The 18,348-nt window shown below is 59.1% G+C and carries 19 protein-coding genes; 10 read left to right on the forward strand and 9 right to left on the reverse strand.

Annotated features, from left to right (window positions below; all coding sequences use genetic code 11):
• Window positions 1-140: 140 nt before the first annotated feature.
• From ACZZ0D_RS21185 to ACZZ0D_RS21195, 3 genes are all read right to left on the reverse strand, one after another.
• The gene (locus ACZZ0D_RS21185) at window positions 141-446 is read right to left on the reverse strand and encodes a PsiF family protein (protein ID WP_053116829.1); all 306 of its coding nucleotides are present in this window, start codon (window positions 444-446) and stop codon (window positions 141-143) included.
• Between the two features lie 129 nt (window positions 447-575).
• A complete protein-coding gene (locus ACZZ0D_RS21190; RefSeq protein WP_463554210.1) occupies window positions 576-2,165 on the reverse strand; it encodes a hypothetical protein in 1,590 nt (529 codons plus the stop codon).
• A gap of 356 nt (window positions 2,166-2,521) precedes the next feature.
• Window positions 2,522-3,304, reverse strand: a complete 783-nt coding sequence (locus tag ACZZ0D_RS21195; RefSeq protein ID WP_463554211.1) for an AraC family transcriptional regulator — start codon at window positions 3,302-3,304, stop codon at window positions 2,522-2,524.
• 96 nt (window positions 3,305-3,400) lie between these two features.
• On the opposite strand from ACZZ0D_RS21195, the gene ACZZ0D_RS21200 reads away from it, so the two are divergent.
• Window positions 3,401-4,288 carry a DMT family transporter gene (locus tag ACZZ0D_RS21200; protein WP_463554212.1) on the forward strand — a complete coding sequence of 296 codons (888 nt, stop codon included), beginning with the start codon at window positions 3,401-3,403 and terminating at the stop codon, window positions 4,286-4,288.
• A gap of 122 nt (window positions 4,289-4,410) precedes the next feature.
• Here ACZZ0D_RS21200 and ACZZ0D_RS21205 read toward each other — a convergent pair whose 3' ends face one another.
• The 3 genes from ACZZ0D_RS21205 to ACZZ0D_RS21215 form a co-directional block, all read right to left on the reverse strand.
• Window positions 4,411-5,289, reverse strand: a complete 879-nt coding sequence (locus tag ACZZ0D_RS21205; protein WP_463554213.1) for an esterase/lipase family protein — start codon at window positions 5,287-5,289, stop codon at window positions 4,411-4,413.
• Between the two features lie 91 nt (window positions 5,290-5,380).
• Window positions 5,381-5,686, reverse strand: a complete 306-nt coding sequence (locus tag ACZZ0D_RS21210) for a DMT family transporter (protein ID WP_053116824.1) — start codon at window positions 5,684-5,686, stop codon at window positions 5,381-5,383.
• A complete protein-coding gene (locus tag ACZZ0D_RS21215; protein ID WP_159815238.1) occupies window positions 5,687-6,325 on the reverse strand; it encodes an FMN-dependent NADH-azoreductase in 639 nt (212 codons plus the stop codon). It lies immediately after the preceding gene.
• A gap of 109 nt (window positions 6,326-6,434) precedes the next feature.
• Between ACZZ0D_RS21215 and ACZZ0D_RS21220 the strand changes: the two genes are divergently transcribed.
• Window positions 6,435-7,364 carry a LysR substrate-binding domain-containing protein gene (locus ACZZ0D_RS21220; protein WP_463554214.1) on the forward strand — a complete coding sequence of 310 codons (930 nt, stop codon included), beginning with the start codon at window positions 6,435-6,437 and terminating at the stop codon, window positions 7,362-7,364.
• 90 nt (window positions 7,365-7,454) lie between these two features.
• A complete protein-coding gene (locus ACZZ0D_RS21225; protein WP_463554215.1) occupies window positions 7,455-7,988 on the forward strand; it encodes a ferritin-like domain-containing protein in 534 nt (177 codons plus the stop codon).
• A 177-nt stretch (window positions 7,989-8,165) separates the two neighbouring features.
• Here the strand turns inward: ACZZ0D_RS21225 and ACZZ0D_RS21230 are convergent, their stop codons facing one another.
• Window positions 8,166-10,241 carry an AsmA family protein gene (locus tag ACZZ0D_RS21230; RefSeq protein ID WP_463554216.1) on the reverse strand — a complete coding sequence of 692 codons (2,076 nt, stop codon included), beginning with the start codon at window positions 10,239-10,241 and terminating at the stop codon, window positions 8,166-8,168.
• Window positions 10,242-10,626: 385 nt separating this feature from the next.
• Between ACZZ0D_RS21230 and ACZZ0D_RS21235 the strand changes: the two genes are divergently transcribed.
• The 7 genes from ACZZ0D_RS21235 to ACZZ0D_RS21265 all read left to right on the forward strand — a co-directional run bounded on the left by ACZZ0D_RS21235 (window position 10,627) and on the right by ACZZ0D_RS21265 (window position 15,861).
• Window positions 10,627-11,043 (forward strand): hypothetical protein, encoded by a 417-nt coding sequence (locus ACZZ0D_RS21235; protein ID WP_463554217.1) that lies wholly within the window; start codon window positions 10,627-10,629, stop codon window positions 11,041-11,043.
• Between the two features lie 169 nt (window positions 11,044-11,212).
• A complete protein-coding gene (locus ACZZ0D_RS21240) occupies window positions 11,213-11,845 on the forward strand; it encodes a TetR family transcriptional regulator (RefSeq protein WP_053116818.1) in 633 nt (210 codons plus the stop codon).
• Window positions 11,846-12,146: 301 nt separating this feature from the next.
• Complete coding sequence (gene ureE / locus ACZZ0D_RS21245) at window positions 12,147-12,647, forward strand: urease accessory protein UreE (protein WP_212544918.1); 501 nt, start codon at window positions 12,147-12,149, stop codon at window positions 12,645-12,647.
• The gene (locus ACZZ0D_RS21250; protein WP_463554218.1) at window positions 12,644-13,318 is read left to right on the forward strand and encodes an urease accessory protein UreF; all 675 of its coding nucleotides are present in this window, start codon (window positions 12,644-12,646) and stop codon (window positions 13,316-13,318) included. The genes ureE and ACZZ0D_RS21250 overlap by 4 nt, the downstream gene beginning before the upstream one ends.
• A gap of 11 nt (window positions 13,319-13,329) precedes the next feature.
• On the forward strand, window positions 13,330-13,944 hold the full coding sequence (gene ureG, locus ACZZ0D_RS21255) for an urease accessory protein UreG (protein WP_053116815.1): 615 nt from the start codon (window positions 13,330-13,332) through the stop codon (window positions 13,942-13,944).
• A 27-nt stretch (window positions 13,945-13,971) separates the two neighbouring features.
• Window positions 13,972-14,544: a HupE/UreJ family protein gene (locus ACZZ0D_RS21260; RefSeq protein ID WP_463554219.1), complete on the forward strand. Its 573-nt coding sequence runs from the start codon at window positions 13,972-13,974 to the stop codon at window positions 14,542-14,544.
• A gap of 183 nt (window positions 14,545-14,727) precedes the next feature.
• A complete protein-coding gene (locus ACZZ0D_RS21265) occupies window positions 14,728-15,861 on the forward strand; it encodes an AGE family epimerase/isomerase (RefSeq protein ID WP_463554220.1) in 1,134 nt (377 codons plus the stop codon).
• A 240-nt stretch (window positions 15,862-16,101) separates the two neighbouring features.
• Here the strand turns inward: ACZZ0D_RS21265 and ACZZ0D_RS21270 are convergent, their stop codons facing one another.
• Together ACZZ0D_RS21270 and ACZZ0D_RS21275 are read right to left on the reverse strand one after the other, a co-directional pair.
• Window positions 16,102-17,007, reverse strand: a complete 906-nt coding sequence (locus tag ACZZ0D_RS21270; RefSeq protein ID WP_463554221.1) for a cation diffusion facilitator family transporter — start codon at window positions 17,005-17,007, stop codon at window positions 16,102-16,104.
• Window positions 17,008-17,186: 179 nt separating this feature from the next.
• Window positions 17,187-17,951, reverse strand: coding sequence for an SDR family oxidoreductase (locus tag ACZZ0D_RS21275; RefSeq protein ID WP_008087168.1), 765 nt, complete (start codon window positions 17,949-17,951; stop codon window positions 17,187-17,189).
• Window positions 17,952-18,348 lie beyond the last annotated feature (397 nt).

Here is an 18,348-nt window from a genome sequence, read left to right on the forward strand (position 1 = left end):
TGGGCAGTCTGCCAGCGTTCCGGCGCCGAAGCGAGCACAGGCCCGGGTGCCTCGTCGCGCCGAAAAGATCGCAGCCTGCGGCAGCTCCTACAGGATCGCGGTCTCAGGTAGGAGCTGCCGCAGGCTGCGATCTTTTGCTCTTATTTTTTCTTCAGGCAATCACTCATAAACGCCTTGCGCGCATCGCCGGTCAGCGCTTTGGTTTTCGCATCGGCGTTGCAGGTGGTCATTTTCTGCTGCTGCGGGGTCAGTTGCTTGCCGTCGTTAGCCGCAGGCGTTGCCTTGAGGCAAGTGCTCATGAAGGTTTTGCGCTCATCGCCCTTGAGGCTCTTGGCAGTCGCATCGGCATTGCAGGTGGTCATCTTGTTTTGCTGCGCCGTGGCGGCGAAGCCCTGGGAACACAGGAGCAAACCAATCATCAACAAAGGCACACGCAACATCTTCATGGAGTTTTCTCCTTGTCGCCGCACCGATGGATGCGGCCTCACTGTGGAGTGTAGACAAAGGCTGTTACACCTTCCTCATCACCCGTGGGCCACACCCGAAGAATGCCTCGGGGGTTTCTCCCAACAGGATCATTGCGTAGCGTTGGTATCCGACCTGAAAATAGCCCTGAATCGTTCATATGCAGCGCTTCGCTGCTCAATCGCGGAAAGTGGCAACTTCTCGAACGAAACCGGTACCTCACCCGGCATATGATAGGTGGAGCCCAGCGTCTCCAGGGAGATCCACTGGGCGTAGCCGTTTTTGTGCATTTTGCTGATCTTCAGCTCTCGGATCGTACTGTCTTCAACGACGGCTGGAAGCATGGCGGGCCCCGGTGCGGTATCGTTGATGAAACCGTACTCTGCGACAGCAGGGCCTGGTTCCAGGGTCTCGAGCGCAGGCAACTTGAAATTGAACTTACCTTTGTCAACTGTGTGGGCTGCCGGGAATTCTACCCAGGAATCGGCGACAACCAGGTCGGAAGGTTTTCCGTCAAGATCGCCGATCAGCACATACTGGTGGTCAACTTGCGAACCTGCGACATCAGTCAACGTCGCCTGGACGATATGAATCGGAGACGTTCTCGGTTGACTGGCAAGAATCGAAAACACCACTTTGGAGTTTTCCGAACAGTTGCCACTCTTTATTTCAATGGCTTTTTGCGCATGTTCGGCAATGGTCATATCGGCGGTGAATTCCTGGGTCACCGCATTATATTTTCGAAGGCTCTTGATCTTCGCGATGCCCGCCCCGCCTTTCTCAAAAATGCTTGGCAGCTGATTACCCGACATCGGCAACAGCTCCTTGGCGCGATAGATAGCACGCTGGGCCTGTTGTAGATTGAACATCACTTGCGCTGTTACCTCGGTTGGCTCTTGCCGCTGCGGTTGCTCCACGGTGCCGTGTTCTCGAAACATGTCGCGCAGCTCCTGTAATTCTTCCGGGATCGCCCGTGCCTCTCGGGTGGCAAGCTGCAAGGAATCGTAGTCGTCGAACCGCCCGGTCTGCTCCAGATTGCGCGCATAAGCGCCCAGATTTCGCTCGAATTCGGTCAGCGGCACCAGTCGTTCTGCGGTGAACATCCGTTCAGTCAGGACTTCGAACTGCTCGGGCGTCATCAATCTCTGCAGATCCGGCAGCGCTTCTACACTTTTTATCGTCTGTTGACTGGCGTCCCAGTCCCCCGCCATGTTGGCCTCCGCCAGCGCCTTCCAGAGAAAGTTGTCTTTGGGATACGCCGCAAGCCATTGCAAACCGCGCAAAAAATCAAATCGTTCTGCATCAGGAACATCCGGATTGAAGGCCATGTCGACAAAATCCGAATAGAGATGGGCGATTTCTTGCAGTTGCGTCGCCTCCCCCACATACGGATACCAAAGTTTGCTGTCGGGATCGTGTAAAAGTATCGGGCCGGAAGCGACTGACTCCCTCAACAGCTTTGCACGGTATTGCCCGATGACAGGATCCTTGACGACATGCACAACCCCAACGTATTCGACGTCAACGTACTGCCGGCCATTGAGCGTTCGTAACCCGTCGGCATCGGCCGCCGGTAACTTCGCAACCTTGACCACCTGATATTCACTCAGAGGGCGAGGCAATGATGCCCCTGCCGGTTGTCCGGTGCCGATGACCAAATCGCCGATCGTTACCGATAGCTCAGGTGTCGGCAAATTCACGTCGGCGCTACCGGGTGCGTGACTTGTCCCCGGCGTCGGAGAGCGGTTCGCCCCGGGAAAGAATTCAACAGTTATACGGGGGGGTGAGTCAGGTCGTGGTACCGGACTGCCCGGGCGCGAACCCGGCGCAGGAGCATCGACTCTCACGGTGCCATTGGAGGGGGGTCTGCGAATCATCGGTTTTCATCCTTGTTGTACGGCTGCGGCTACATGCCGGGTGATTTCTCGACGGTTTTACAGCGCCCTCTCAAAAATTTCCCAAACAATGTTATGCAGCACTTTTCACCGTGCAGACTTCGCATTCACTGCAACGGTGCAAGCGAGAAAAACCGCTCGCCTCTCAACAATCCCGCCAATCAAAACATATTGTTTCGCCGGTAGTGCTCCGGCGTACAACCGGCCTGTCGCGCAAACATGGCGATAAACGCCGAGCCACTGCTGTAGCCGAGATCGAAGGCGATTTCCTGAACGCTGCGCTGGCCTTCCAGCGCCTCGATTGCTGCGAGATAACGCAGACGCTGGCGCCACTCGCCGAAACTCATCCCCAACTCCCGTACAAACTGACGCGCCAGCGTGCGCTCACTGACATGCACTTGCGCCGCCCAATGCGCCAGCGGCTGGTTGTTGCCAGGCTCGGCCTGCAACGCTTCGAGGATCGCCAGCAAACCCGGACTGCTCGCGTAGGGCAGATAACACTCGTGCACCGGCGCCTGTTGCAGTTGATCAACCAACACCTGCGCCAGTCGTTGATCGGCATCGAGTTGAGGAATTTTCACATCGCGCGCGGCGAAGTCCTTGAGGATCGCTTTGAGTATGTCGCTGATCGCCAGCGTGCAGGCGCGTCGTGGCAGATCGGCGCAGACCTTGGGATCCAGACACACCGCGCGATAGTTGACCGGTTGATGGCTGTAAAAACTGTGCTCGACCTGCGGCGGCACCCACACCGCGTATTGCGGCGGCGACATGAAGCGACTGCCGTCGACGTCCATGTGCAGCACACCATGCGCCGCGTATTCCAGCGTGCCCCACGGATGGCGGTGCGGCGCGGCGAATTCGTGGGCGTTGAAATCGGCATAACGGAAGTACACCGCCGACGGCAGCTCGCTGAAATCCAGCAGATCGATGTGTTTACTGTTCATGCTGTCCGGTTTCAGAGGCAGGTTGTCCGGTTCGAAGTATAGGCCTGCATCCAGACAAGGGATAATTGCGACTCATCAACGTACTGGTTTCAACTCATGCAATACGCGTTTCCACTGCTGGCGATTTTTATCTGGGCCGGCAATACCGTGATCAACAAACTGGCGGTCGGGGCGATTTTCCCCGCCGAGATCGGTTTCTATCGCTGGCTGCTCGCCGGTTTGCTGTTCACCCCGTTCATGCTCAAAGCGGTGATCGCGCACTGGGCGCAGATTCGTCCGAATCTGGGCAAGATCTTCGTCCTCGGCGTACTCGGCATGGCGGTGTATCAGAGCCTTGCTTACTTCGCGGCGACCCTGACCACCGCGACCAACATGGGCATCATTCTGTCGCTGATGCCATTGATGTCGCTGGCCATGGCAATCATCAGCCTCGGTCAACGTCTGACCGCCGGTGCGCTGGTCGGCGCGGTGCTGTCGTTTGCTGGCGTGCTGGTGGTGGTGTCGTCGGGCAGCCTTGGCGCGTTGCTGCAACACGGCCTGAACATGGGCGATGCGATGATGTTGATCGCGACGCTGGCTTACGCGATTTACAGCACGCTGCTGAAGAAATGGCAGCTGCGCTTACCGCCGCTGGTGTTGCTGTATTTGCAGGTGCTGGTGGCGATTGTCGTGTTGTTTCCACTGTATGCGGCGTCGCCGAAAACCGGACTGACTCTGCAGAACATTCCGCTGGTGTTGTATGCGTGCCTGCTGGCTTCGATGGTTGCGCCGTTGGCGTGGATGCAGGCGGTGCAACGCCTGGGGCCGAGCCGGACGACGTTGTTCTTTAATTTGCTGCCGCTGATTACTGCGCTGATTGCGGCGGTGGTATTGAAGGAGCAGTTGGCGATGTATCACTTGGTGGGCGGGTTGCTGACGTTGGGTGGGGTGATACTTTCTGAGCGTTGGACGACGGTGTTGGGTCGTCGAATCAGCGTTGCCTGATGGAAAAGATCGCAGCCTGCGGCAGCTCCTACAGGTTGGGTGTCGGACACAAATTATGTGAACGCCTCAACATCATGTAGGAGCTGCCGAAGGCTGCGATCTTTTGATCTTGTTTTTCGCCCCTAAAGCCCCGCAGCTTCTAGTCGCGCCGCGTGCTCAACAAACAACCGCACCGGATCCGCGCCCTTGCCCACCAGCCCCAGCGACTGGTTAACAATGTCGAAATGATCCAGCGGATAATCATCGCCAATCACCGTCCCGAGGTGCGAGCTGTACCGCCCGACCATCCCGTCGCACTGCCCCGGCTCGCGCACAAAGGTTTTCGCGAACAAGCGACAACTGCGATTGGTCCCGTCAAACAGATTGCCGCCGCGGTCGGTCTTGCCCGGCTGCAACGTCCCCGACCACGAGTAATAACGCACGCCATTAACCTCCTCCGGCCCATGCCCGCCCCAGGTTTGCGGCAAGCCCTGTGGATAACGCTGGTTGAACAGCGCCACGCCCGCGGTGGTCAGCGAATGGTGCGAAGCATGGATATCCACCGGAAATCCCGGCCCGCGATAACCGGTCTCCAGCACCGCCATCAGCCACCCGAAAAGCCGTAGCAACGCCTCAAGCAGACGCCCCTTGGCGCTGTCCGCCGGGTAATGTTTTTCCAGATAATCCGCCAGCTCCGAACCATGATTGGGCCCCGCCACCGACGTGACCGACGCCACCAGATCCGGGCGTTTCGCCGCGGCATAGCGCGCCGTCAACGAGCCCTGACTGTGGCCGAACAGGTTGACCTTCTGCGCGCCGGTCTCGCGCAGAATCTCATCGATACGCGCGAGCAGTTGCTCGCCCCGCACCTCAGTCGAATTGAGCGGCGACACCTGAACCGCGAACACCGTCGCACCACCACGGCGCAAGGCTTTGACGATTCCGTACCAATACGGATAGAGCACTAAACGTACAAACCCGAGCATGCCCGGAACCAGCACCAGCGGATAACGCGTGGACATGGTCAAACATCCTTGTGGTCGGTGAGTGGATGCAAGGCCTGCAAAACGCCCGCCAAGCATCCTCCCTGATGATGACAACTCATCGACCAGCCTACTTCAGGCCCACCACCCCCGCCACAATCAGCCCCACCGACAGCAGTTTGACCAGCGTCAGGCTTTCGCCGAGCAAGGCAAAACCGAGGAACACCGTGCCCAGCGAGCCGATGGCCGTCCAGATCGGATAAGCAATACTCACCGGCAACTCGCGCATCGCCAAAGTCAGAAAGTAAATCCCGCCGATCGCCGCGATCACCGTGATCAGCGACGGCCACAGCCGGGTGAAACCTTCGGCGTACTTCATGCCCATGGCGAAGGTGACTTCAAAACCGGCGGCGATCAGCAGGAACACCCAGGCCACCTAGAACTCCCGGGCAAGGTCGAGCAAACGCTGCTCGGCCTCGGCCACCGACACCGCGAAGTTGCGTTCGGCGGATTCTTCACCTTCGGCGGCGACCACGCTGACATCGTTGATGCCGATGAAACCCAGCGCCGTGCGCAGCCATGGATCGGCGTGGTTCAGCGCTTCCAGTTCGCCACCGGGGCCGAAGCCGAATCCGCCGCGACTGGTGACGATCAAGGCTTTCTTGCCCTGTAACAGCGGCGTGTATTGGGCGACGCCGTTGTCCAGCGTGTGATCGAAGGTCAGGCCCAGCCGCACGATCTGATCGACCCAGGCCTTGAGCCCGCTGGGCACGTTGAAGTTGTACATCGGCGTGGAAATCAGCAGTAGATCATGATCGAACAATTCGCCGACCAGTTGATCGCTGAGCGCCAGATCGGCCTGCATCGACAGAGGCCGGTTGTCGGGCTCGGGGTAAAACGCTGCGGCGACGAACGCTTCGTTGACTGCCGGAATCAATGCCCGCCCGACTTCACGGCGAGTGACTTGAGCCTGCGGATGGCGCACCTGCCAAGCGCTGAGAAAACTTTCCGCCAGACGGCGCGAAGTGGAACGATCACCACGTGGACTGGCATGCAGCACAAGAATCTTGCTCATCTGTACTTTCTCCGGACTAGAATCAAACGGCTTGTGGCTTGCAGCTTGAAGCTCGCCATTACGTCTAAACAAATGAGCAAAAATCAGTCGGGATGAATTGATTTCATCCGTGGAGTTTTCAATGTTCGCCTCGCTGCCGCTGACCGCCCTGCGCGCTTTCGAATCCGCTTCACGTTTGTTGAGCTTTAAAGCGGCCGCCGAAGAGTTGTCGGTGACGCCGACGGCGATTTCCCATCAGATTCGTACGCTGGAGGACTGGCTCGGGCTTGCTCTATTCGAACGCCTGCCGCGCCAGGTACGCCTGACCGAGGGCGGCGAGCGCCTGTTTCGCAGCCTGCACGGCGCGCTGTTGGAAGTGGCGCAGAGCGTCGACACCCTGCGCCCGCAACGCAGCGTCAGCAGCCTGACGTTGTCGACCACGGCCGCGTTTGCAGCGTTATGGCTGGTGCCGCGTCTCGGACGTTTTTATGCACAGCATCCGAACATCAACGTGCGCCTCGATACCCACTGCGAGGTCATCGATTTGCATCAGGACGCCAGCGTCGATCTGGTGCTGCGTTACAGCCTCGACGACTATCCGAACCTGCATGGCTTGTGCCTGTTCGATGAATCCTTCGGCGTCTACGGCTCACCGGAGCAAGTGGCACTGGCCGCGCGGCGCACGCCAACATTGATCAGCGTGCATTGGCATAACTCGAAGCTCTACGCCCATGGCTGGCAAGCGTGGTGCGCAAAGGCTGGCGAAAACTGGCTCAAGCAGTCGCCGGCAAACCGCGAGTACGACGAAGAGCATTACGCCCTGCAAGCGGCGATCGCCGGGCAAGGCCTGGTGCTGGCGAGCAATATTCTGGTCTCGGAAAGTGTCGCCAGTGGCCTGCTGGTGCCTTACAAAGCCGACGTTGTGGTGGATGGCGCCGGGTACAGCGCGTTGTGTGTGCCGGGGCGCGAACGGCATCCGCCGGTGCGCGCATTTTTTGCGTGGTTGCGCGAGGAGGCGGCGTTGTCGGGGTTGACGCCGAGGCCTGCGCAAATTGCATAAAACTTTTTGCTTCGCTCATGACTCACAACTTGGGTAGCGACCACGGCCGCAGAACGTGGCGCCCATCGGATTAGCCTCCTGGAGATCGAAATGAGCGACGACCTGCATCTGTCAGATGTTCAAACACTGCGCGAACGTGCGCGCCAACACGTCGAGAACGGTGCTGTAACTGAAGGCTACAGCGCTGACCGTGAGGAGGTGCTGCGCTTGCTCAACGAATCGCTGGCCACCGAACTGGTCTGCGTGTTGCGCTACAAGCGCCACTATTTCATGGCCAACGGCGTCAAAGCCCATGTGGCCGCCGAAGAATTTCTCGAGCACGCCACCCAGGAAGCCGAGCACGCCGACCGTCTGGCCGAGCGCATCGTGCAATTGGGCGGCGAGCCTGAGTTCAATCCCGACCTGCTGTCGAAAATGTCCCACGCGCAATACGTGGCCGGGAACACCCTGAAAGAGATGGTTTACGAGGATCTGGTCGCTGAGCGGATTGCCATCGATAGCTACCGCGAGATCATTCAGTACATCGGCGAAAAAGACCCGACCACTCGGCGCATCTTCGAAGATATCCTCGCGCAGGAAGAAGAGCACGCCGATGACATGGCCGACATCCTGAAAGACCTCTGAACCTGATAAATCGCCTTCGCGAGCAAGCCCGCTCCCACATTTAAAATGCATTCCAAATGTGGGAGCGGGCTTGCTCGCGAAGAGGCCGCAACAGAAGCACAAAGATCGCAGCCTTCGGCAGCTCCTACACGGTTCTATGTAGGAGCTGCCGAAGGCTGCGATCTTTTGATCTTGCCCTTATTTAGTGGGTTTTACGGTCACCGGCGCTTTCCCTTCCTTCATCTGCTCCAGCAACGGCGCGCACTGATTCGGCTCGCCGCCACTTGGTGCCACCAACGCCAGCAACCCCGCCGCCGGCGCCGCAATCACGCCCAACGCCACCATCCCCGCGCCACGCAACAGCAGCGGCACCGCTTTAACCCCGGCGTCCGGCTTGATGAACTTGCCGCGCACGTACAGCGGTGAACGCAGGGAAATCAAACGCCAGCCCTTCGATTCCGGGGTCACCGTCAGATCCAGTTGCTCGGTGGCCATGTTCGCCGTGCCATCGATATAAATGATCGCGTTCTCGGTATCGAAGACAAACAGCTGCGTGGTCGCCAGACCGGTTTTGATGTCGAAGTCCGCCGCCGCACAGTTGATCTTCACTTCCTTGTCGCCAAAGATCTTGCCGACCACGTAGTTGCCGACGTTAAGCCCGGCCAACTCCATCAATTCACGGCTGATCGCGCCGTCGTTGATCAACATCTTCAACTTGCCGTTGGCGCCGCCCAGCAATTTCGCCACCGAGTTGCCGCGACCGCTGATATCGGCGTCGCCATTCAGCTCACCGAAACTGGTCTTCATCGGTTCAAAGGTCGGGAACAACTCTTTGAGCTTGAAGCGGCGCGCGGTGAGTTTGGCCTGGCCTTCCATCGGTTCGGTGCGGCCGTTGAGACGGATTTGTGCATCGAGATTGCCGCCAGCGACGCCGAAGCGCAGCGGCTGCAAGCTCAGTTCGCCGTCGTTGAGCACCAGATGCGTATAGAGGTCATTGAACGGCAGCTTCTCGCTGTGGACGATGCGCTTGCCGGTGAACTCGACGTCGGCATCCATCGCGCGCCAGCGGTCGGTCTTGAACTCCTCGACCGGCAGCACTTTATCCGCCGGTTGCTTGCTGTCGCCGCCACGGGCCTTTTGCTTGTCATTCGGATCGGCGCCGATCAGCGGCGCAAGGTCGGCGAATAGCAGTTGATTGGAAACCAGCGCACCGCTGAGTTTTGGTCGCGGCTGGGTAGCGGCGTAAGTCAGGTCGCCATGGATGTCGCTGTTGCCGATCTTGCCGTTGAATTTTTCGTAGGTGAATTTCGCGCCAGCGGCGTCATGCAGCTTGGCGATCAAATGTCCGTCGGTGGAATACGGCGGCGTGTCGGGCAACGTAACGCCGGTCAGCGGATAGAGATTGCCGAGGCTGTCGCCGGCCAGTTTCAGGCGCAGATCAAGGGCACCGAGATTCATCGGGTCGGTCAGGGTGCCGGCCAGTTCGATGCGGGTGTCGCCGATCTTCGCCTGGGCTTGCAGCGGAAATGGTTTGCTCGCGTCCTGTAAGGCCAGCAATCCGCCGATTTTGCCCTGGCCAGTAAGGTTCTGGCCGTGGTATTGGCCTTTGACCTTGAGCGCAAACGCGTAGTCCTGCGGCGCGCCGCCCTTGTCCTGCGCGGTTTTCGCCGCTTTGTCGCCAACGATGTCGCTGTACGGAATCGGCTTGCCCAGCGGATCGATCAGCACATCGAGATTGGTTTTCAGGGTCTGGTCATCGAGGGTGACGTGACCCTTGTCGAAACCGATCGCGCCGATGTCGACCACCCAGCTCGACGGTTCAGCATTCGGATCCTTGGGATCAAACTTGAACACCCAGTTGGCGCGACCATCCGCCAGTCGTTGCAGATCGGCGTTGGGCTCGGTCAGGTCGATTCGCGGAATCACCACGCGTTGCGCCAGCAGCGCCAGTGGCGAGATGCGCAGTTCGACACGTTTGAGGGTGACCATCTGCGGTTTCTTCGACCAGTCCGGATTGCCCAGGCTCAAATCCTCAGCAACCACATGCGGCCACGGCACCCAGGCGCGCCAGCCACCTTCATCCGGCTCGCGCTGCCAGATCACCGCGAGGTTGCCATTGATGGCAAACGGTCGGTGCAGTTCTTCCGAGACTTTGGCGTTGAGCGGCGATTTGATCCGGTTCCAGTCGAAGAACACGATGATCAATACCAGCACGGCCAGTAGCAGCACGAGGGTGGCGAAGATCCAGCTGAAGATTTTTCCAGTGCGCGTCATGCACAAAACTCCTGATCACGACCCCTCACCCAAAACACGGTGAAAGGCTGAAACGGCGGGCCAAAGCGGCCCCTATGAAAACTGTGACTGGCAAAAGGCCCGCAGGTTTAACCGAAAAGCCGATTAAGACGGAAAAACCCGGGTGAATTCTGACCGATCAGTCGAACAGCGTTACCGCGACCCGCACTTTTGCGAGGCGCGAGTGGGTCGAAAATACCCACCTCGGTGCAAAACCGATGCTCTGAAAGGCCCGATCTAGAGCCTCCCGCCGGAACAATCAATTCTGTTGATTATTACCATTGCGTTTATGAACTTTTATATCGACTTATCGAGAGTAGCATTGCCTTCGTACCCACTTTATCGCCCTCCCAAGGAGCAACCCATCATGAAACGCCAATTACTGCTTAGCCTTACCCTCTCGATGCTGGCCAGCACTGCTTTCGCTCTGCCTGCCGCCGAACAAGCCACGCCACAAGTAAAAACCAGCTACTCGGTGTTCAGCCAGACCGTAGCTGCCGACGGCTCCGACCACACCAAAGGCACCCTCGCTGAAGACGGCTACGACAAAACTCCACAGGGTCAAGCTGTAGCAGAAGGCGGCCGTGATCGCCTGGAAGAAAAAGGTCTGGTCGAAGATGGCTACGACAAAACCCCTCAAGGTCAGGCTGTCGCCGAAAACGGTCGCAACCGCCTCGAAGAAAAAGGCCTGGTTGAAGACGGCTACGACAAAACCCCACAAGGCCAGGCTGTTGCCGAAGGTGGTGGTGATCGTGTGATCGAACGCAACAACGCTGTGAGCTGAGCCCATGGTGGCCCAGAAAAAAAGCCCAATCGACGGATTGGGCTTTTGACTTTTCAGGCCCCGGTAAAACATCCCGCAAAAATCCCCGCTGCACCGTCCTGCCGTTCGACGCCGATAAAGCCGATTTGCTAGAGTGCGGCGCTTGTCCCGCCGAAGAACACACCCTGCGATGCTGCCCCGCGCCGAACAGAAGCAACAGACCCGCAACGCCCTGATGGACGCTGCCCGCCACCTGATGGAAAGCGGCCGAGGATTCGGCAGCCTGAGCCTGCGCGAAGTGACCAAAACCGCCGGGATCGTGCCCACCGGTTTTTATCGGCATTTTGCCGATATGGACGAACTGGGTTTGGTGCTGGTCAGCGAAGTCGGTCAGACCTTCCGCGAAACCATCCGCCTGGTGCGCCACAACGAATTCGTCATGGGCGGCATTATCGATGCCTCGGTGCGGATCTTTCTCGATGTGGTCAGCGCTAATCGCTCGCAATTTCTGTTTCTCGCCCGCGAGCAATACGGCGGTTCGCTGCCGGTACGGCAGGCCATTGGTCGGTTGCGCGAGAACATCAGCTCCGACCTTGCATCGGATCTGACGATGATGCCCAAGCTCCAGCATCTCGATGCCGATGGCCTGAGTGTGATGGCTGATCTGATCGTCAAATCGGTGTTCGCCACCCTCCCCGACATCATCGACCCGCCCGCTGAAGCACTGCCGGAGCATCTGACGCCACAGGCGAAGATCACTCAGCAGCTGCGTTTTATCTTTATCGGCCTGAAGCACTGGCAAGGCCTCGGCAGTACCGAATAACTCCCCTCTACCACTGACACACCAAATTCCCCCTGTGGGAGCGGGCTTGCTCGCGAAAGCGTCGTATCAGCCAACATCTATATTGCTGACCCACCGCCTTCGCGAGCAAGCCCGCTCCCACAAGGGTCATGCGTCACGGCCTCTATTTGGTGCATGTAAAAACCTTCATGCACCAAAACCTTCCAAATCCCCGCAACATCTTGAAACATCCACTACGCTCCGACAGGGATTTCCTACATCTCGTCCGATTGGCAAGCCCCTTGCTCTAGAGCAACCATTGTCCATAGCTGGAAGTTTCCCGATGCTGGTGATTCACCGCAGAATCGACCCTCAACCCGTCTGGGCCGCCGAGTTGCACCTGACCTTCGAAGCGCGGAGCAAAAGCCGTCTGCGCTGTTTCAGTGCTGAAGGTGAAGACGTCGGGTTGTTTTTGGAGCGTGGCCAACCGCCGCTGTATGACGGCGAATGCCTACAGGCTGAAGATGGCCGCATCGTTCGCGTCTGCGCCCGCCCCGAGCAGTTGCTGCACGTCACCTGCGCCAACGCCTTCGAACTGACCCGCGCCGCTTATCACCTCGGTAACCGCCATGTCGCCCTGCAGGTCGGTGACGGCTGGCTGCGTCTGCTCGACGATTACGTACTCAAAGCCATGCTCGAACAATTGGGCGCGCAGGTTGCAGCCATCGAAGCACCGTTCCAGCCGGAACACGGCGCTTATGGCGGCGGCCATCATCATTCACGACACGGCGACGAAGACTTCAACTACGCGCCGAAACTCCATCAGTTCGGCGTCCGCCTGTGAATCCGGCCTGGGCGCTGCTGCGCCTGGCCAGTCCGCAGTTGCCGATTGGCGGCTACAGCTATTCGCAAGGTCTGGAGATGGCTGTGGATAACGAACGGGTGAAAAACCCGGACGACGCCCGCCGCTGGATCAGCGATCAGTTGCTGTTGAACCTGTCGCGCTTTGAGGCGCCGCTGTTGCTTGCGCATTGCCAGGCGGCGGCGGATGAAAACTGGAGAGAGTTGCTGATCCTCTGTGAAAGCCATCGCGCCAGCCGCGAGACCCGCGAGTTGCATCTGGAAAGTCGGCAGATGGGCTATTCGTTGCAGCAATTGCTCAACGGTTTGCCGGAGCTCGACGCGCCTGCCCGTGATTTTCTCGATCAATGCACTGAACCGCATCTGGCCTTGTGCTGGGCGCTGGCTGCACGCGCCTGGGGCATCGCCCCGCAAGACGCCCTCGCCGCGTGGCTGTGGAGTTGGCTGGAAAACCAGCTCGCCGTGCTGATGAAAACCCTGCCGCTGGGCCAGCAAGCCGCCCAGCGCCTGACCAGCGAATTGCTGCCGTTACTGCAACAGGCACAGCAGGACGCGACCCGAATCAATCCCGAACACATCGGCAGCGCCGCGTTCGGCCTGTCCCTGGCGTGCATGGCCCACGAGCGCCAGTACAGCCGCCTCTTTCGCTCCTAGGAGAACCATTAATGAACACACAACCTCTGCGCGTCGGCATCGGCGGCCCGGTCGGTTCCGGCAAAACCGCGTTGACCCTGGCCCTGTGTCTGGCCCTGCGCGAGCGCTACAACCTCGCCGTGGTCACCAACGATATCTACACCCGCGAAGATGCCGATTTCCTCGTGCGCAATGAAGCCCTCGCGCCGGAGCGCATCATCGGCGTGGAAACCGGCGGCTGCCCGCACACGGCAATCCGCGAAGACGCCTCGATCAACCTTGAAGCGGTCGATCAATTGAACCGGCGCTTCCCGGGGCTGGATCTGATTCTCGTCGAGTCGGGCGGCGATAACCTGTCGGCGACGTTCAGCCCGGAACTGTCCGACCTGACTATCTATGTGATCGACGTCTCCGCTGGCGACAAGCTGCCGCGCAAGGGCGGGCCGGGGATCTGCAAATCCGATCTGCTGGTGATCAACAAGATCGACTTGGCGCCGCTGGTGGGCGCCTCGTTGGAAATGATGGACAGCGACACCAAACGCATGCGCAACGGCAAGCCGTTCGTCTTCAGCAACCAGAAAACCGGTCAGGGTCTGGAAGCCATCATCGCCTTTATTGAACGCCAGGGCCTGCTGACCGCAGCCTGATTTATTTATCAACAAGGAAGCTTATTCATGACACTTAAACGCATTCTCGGCGCCATGGCACTGCTGCTGACCCCGGCGCTGGCCTTCGCCCACCCGGGCCACGGCGACAGTGGATTGATCGCCGGTATCAGCCACCCGATTGGTGGCCTCGACCACTTGTTGGCGATGGTTGCCGTCGGTTTGTGGGCGGCGCAGCAACAAGGCGCGGCGCGTTGGGCGCTGCCGTGCACGTTTGTCGGCACCATGCTGATGGGCGGCCTGCTCGGGTTTGAAGGGCTGGAACTGCCGGCGCTGGAAAGCGGGATTGCTGCGTCGGTGCTGGCGCTGGGTCTGGCGGTGGCATTGGCGGTGCGTCCGCCGTTGGTGATGGCGGTGGTGGCGACGGCGGTGTTTGCGTTGTTCCATGGTGTCGCGCATGGGTTGGAATTGCCGGATATGACCAGCCCGTGGGCGTATGCGGCTGGTTTTGTGGCGGCGACGGCTGCACTGCATGCGGCGGGTTATGCCGTGGTGCGTTTTCTGCCTCAGGCTGCTGCGCCGTTGGTTCGTCTTGCAGGCGCGGCTTCGGCGGTGACTGGGGCCTGGTTGTTGGCAGGCTGATTTTTTAGCGCCTGCGCTGGCCTCTTCGCGAGCAAGCCCGCTCCCACATTGGATTTGTGCCGTACACAGAACCTGTGGGAGCGGGCTTGCTCGCGAAGGCGGCCTGACAGACACCGTCTCTCTCAAGCAGTGCTCTCTGCTACCATGTCGCGCAATCGCCCCAGCCCGTGACGACGCCCGCCCATGCCCCACGCTTCCCGCTCCACCTCCCTGCCTGAATTGACCGCCCTGTTCGGCGCTGTGCAACAGCACTTCGTCAACGTGATCGTGCCCCTCTGGCAAGGCCCGGGCTGGAACGCCGACATGGCGCTGCCGTACGAGGCGCTGGACGCCACGCATCAACCCTTGCCACCGCAACGCTACCGAGCGATGGCCTGCGCGCGGCAGTTGTATCTGTTTTCCAGTCTGATCGGGGTTGTGGATAACGCTGAGGTTCGCGCGGCGGCGCTGTTCCGCTCGTTGCAACGGCACTTCCACGACGCCGACCACGGCGGCTGGTTCTACAGCATCGATGCGCAGGGCAAGCCGCTGGATCAGCGCAAGGATCTCTACACCCACGCCTTCATCCTTTTTGCTTGCGCGCATTACTGGGGCAAGTCCGGCGATCCGCTGGTCGAGTCGACGTTGAATGCGGCGCTGGAAATCATTGGTCGGCGCTTTGCCACCGGTGATGGGTTGTACGAGGCGTGCCTGAATCGCGACTGGATCACCCTCGAAACCGGCCCGCTGCAAAACCCGTTGATGCACCTGGCCGAAGCCTTCCTCGCCACGCTCGCCGTTCGCGAAGATGCCCAGACCCAAACCGCGTTGCTGGAGTTATGCACAGCCATGCACAAGCGCTTCGTCGATCCGCAATATGGCGTGTTGATGGAGAAACCGCTGGGGGCTGTGGATAACTGGTACGAGCCGGGGCATCAGTTCGAATGGTATTTCCTGCTCGAGTCGTCGCCGTTGTTGCGCGGTTCGAAACTGCACGCGGCGCTGGATCGCGCGTTTGCGTTTACTGAGTTTCAAGGTGTGGAACAGCCGTCTGGCGCGGTGCGAGCGATGCTCGATCTGCAGCAGGATGGCGAGCCGAAGGATTCGACTCAACGAATCTGGGCGCAGGCGGAATATTTGCGCGCGCTGACGTTGCGTCAGGGCAGCGAGGCGGTGGTGTTGCGTCAGTTGCAGGCGTTGCAGCAGCGGTTTCTGCATGCCGGTGGCTGGCATGAATGCCGGGATGAGCAGGGTGAGGTGAGTCGCAAGGACATGCCTTCGACTACGCCGTATCACCTTGCGACTTGCTATCACGGTCTGGCTGAATATTTGCGCTGATCTCATGGCAAACGTAATGCAATGTGCTGAGGAGATCTACTCTGTGGCGAGGGGATTTATCCCCGTTGGGGCGCGAAGCGGCCCTGATAAAAAGCGGGGCCGCTGCGCAGCCCAACGGGGATAAATCCCCTCGCCACAATAAATCCCCTAGCCACAATAAATCCCTTCTCTACAGTAAATCCCTTCTCTACCTAAATCCCCTTCATCACAAATCTGTTCTCAACAGCAATCAGGGTTACATCAGGCAATCCACTTCTTGTCGCCGGTAAAGCTGATAGTCAGCCACCGCGCTGCATCCGGCTTGCCCAGCTTCGCCGAAATCTCCTCGCGCAATGCATCCAATTGCCCGACATGGCTCAGCGCATAGTCCGCCGGCAACACCACATGAATCTCGATAAACCGCGCCCGTCCGTGCTTCTGCACGTACGACACGTAATCGTCGAAACCATGCTCAGTCTTCGCCTCTTCCATCACCTGACGCACCTGATCATCCAGCGTGTCCGGCGCTATCCCCAATACATCGCGTAACGCCGGCCCAAGAATCTTGAACGCCGGCGGCAACATGGTCAGCGCCAGCACGATCAGGATCAGCGGGTCGACATACACCGCCCACTGCCCATAACCCTGGGATTTGAGCAGCAGTGCCGCGAGGAAACTGATCAACAGGCCCACAGACAGCATCGCGTCCACCAGCCAGCTGATGTTGTCGAACTGGATCAGGGTCGATTTGAGCTTACGGTTACGGTGCCGGACGTAGAAGAAATAGGCGAACTCGACCACGGTAAACACCGCGGCGTAAATGATCACCAGCCCCAACTCGATCTCGCGACCACCGTTGATGATGCCAAACACACCGTTGAGAAACGCATAGATCGCGATCAACAGCAGGAAACTGCCTTCGATCAGCAGCACCATCGGCTCCAGATGCCAGAAACCGAACTGGAAGCGGTGATTGCTTTCCTTGGCGATCAACTTGGCAGTGATCAGCATCAGGACTTTGATGAAGGTGGCGATCAGCGAGAAAAAACCATCAAAAAGGATGGATTGCGAACCAGAAACAAAACCGGTGACGATCCCGGCGATCGCCACGGCGAACATCAGAATGGTCGATTGTTTGAGCAGCGACTGCTCACCTCGGTTACTCACTTTGACTCCTCGAAAAACCTTGAAAACCGCGGGGTGTGCGGTTGGGTTGTTGCGAGGGGAGTTTACCTCAAAGCCTTGTACTGCCTGTTCTGGCCTCTTCGCGAGCAAGCCCGCTCCCACAGGGAAATACATTTCAAAATGTGGGAGCGGGCTTGCTCGCGAAGAACGATAACGCGGTGTCAGGCCTTGTTACGCTCAATCGCAAAGCCAGCCCAGGTCTGGCTCACCGGCATCAACTCCAGGCTGTTGATGTTGATGTGCGCCGGCGCATTCATCACCCAGAAAATCGTCTCGGCAATGTCTTGCGGCTGGATCGGCTCGGCACCGGCGTAAGTCGCGTTGTATCGCTCCTGATCGCCGGCAAAACGCACCAGCGAAAACTCGCTCTCGCACAAACCTGGCTCGATGTTGCTGACCCGTACGCCAGTGCCCTGCAAGTCGCAGCGCAGGTTCAGCGAGAACTGTTTAACGAACGCCTTGGTCGCGCCATAGATGTGACTGCCCGGATACGGGTAGTTGCCGGCGATGGAGCCGAGGTTGACGATGCCGGCGCCACGGCCATGGGCGATCAAACGCGGCAGCAGCAAACGCGTGGCGTACATCAGGCCTTTGACGTTGGTGTCGACCATGGTGTCCCAATCGTCCAGATCGCACTTCGGCGCAGGATCAACGCCCAGCGCCAGACCGGCGTTGTTGATCAGGCCACGCAGCTTGGCGAACGACGGCGGCAGATTGGCAATCGCCTCCTCCATCGCCTTGCGATCACGCACGTCGAGCACCAGACCGTGCACCTCGGTCTGCTTCGACAATTCTGCGCACAGTGCATTAAGGCGTTCTTCACGACGACCGGTCAGCACCAGTTTCCAGCCAGCCTCGGCAAAACGGCGGGCGCAGGCTTCACCAAAACCGGACGTTGCGCCGGTGATAAACAGGGTGTTGGACATCGTGTTCTCCTTGCTTCGGCTACCGAGGCAGCCCTTGGAATAGAAAATCAGCCAGCAGCATGCCCGGCCCCGCACTCACGGGCAACACCCCCCCGTGTGTAGGAGCTGACGAGTGCAACGAGGCTGCGATCTTTTAATCTTAAAAACCAGAATCAAAAGATCGCAGCCTTCGGCAGCTCCTACACGGACGGATTCAGCTCAAAAAATGATCAACCGTAGGAACGCCATACAGGGCGTGGCCTGTAGCCATGTGCGCGCATGTTATCCACAGTCCCTTCCACAGTTTCCGGGGGCAAGTGGATACGCGCAAAGCCGCGCCGCACAAGGCTTTGCGGGGGAAACAGAAAGTTTTTTGCTTGACCCTGAAGCGGCAGATGTGCGGGACAGGGCATTTTGC

Source organism: Pseudomonas sp. AC193 (genome assembly GCF_979258075.1).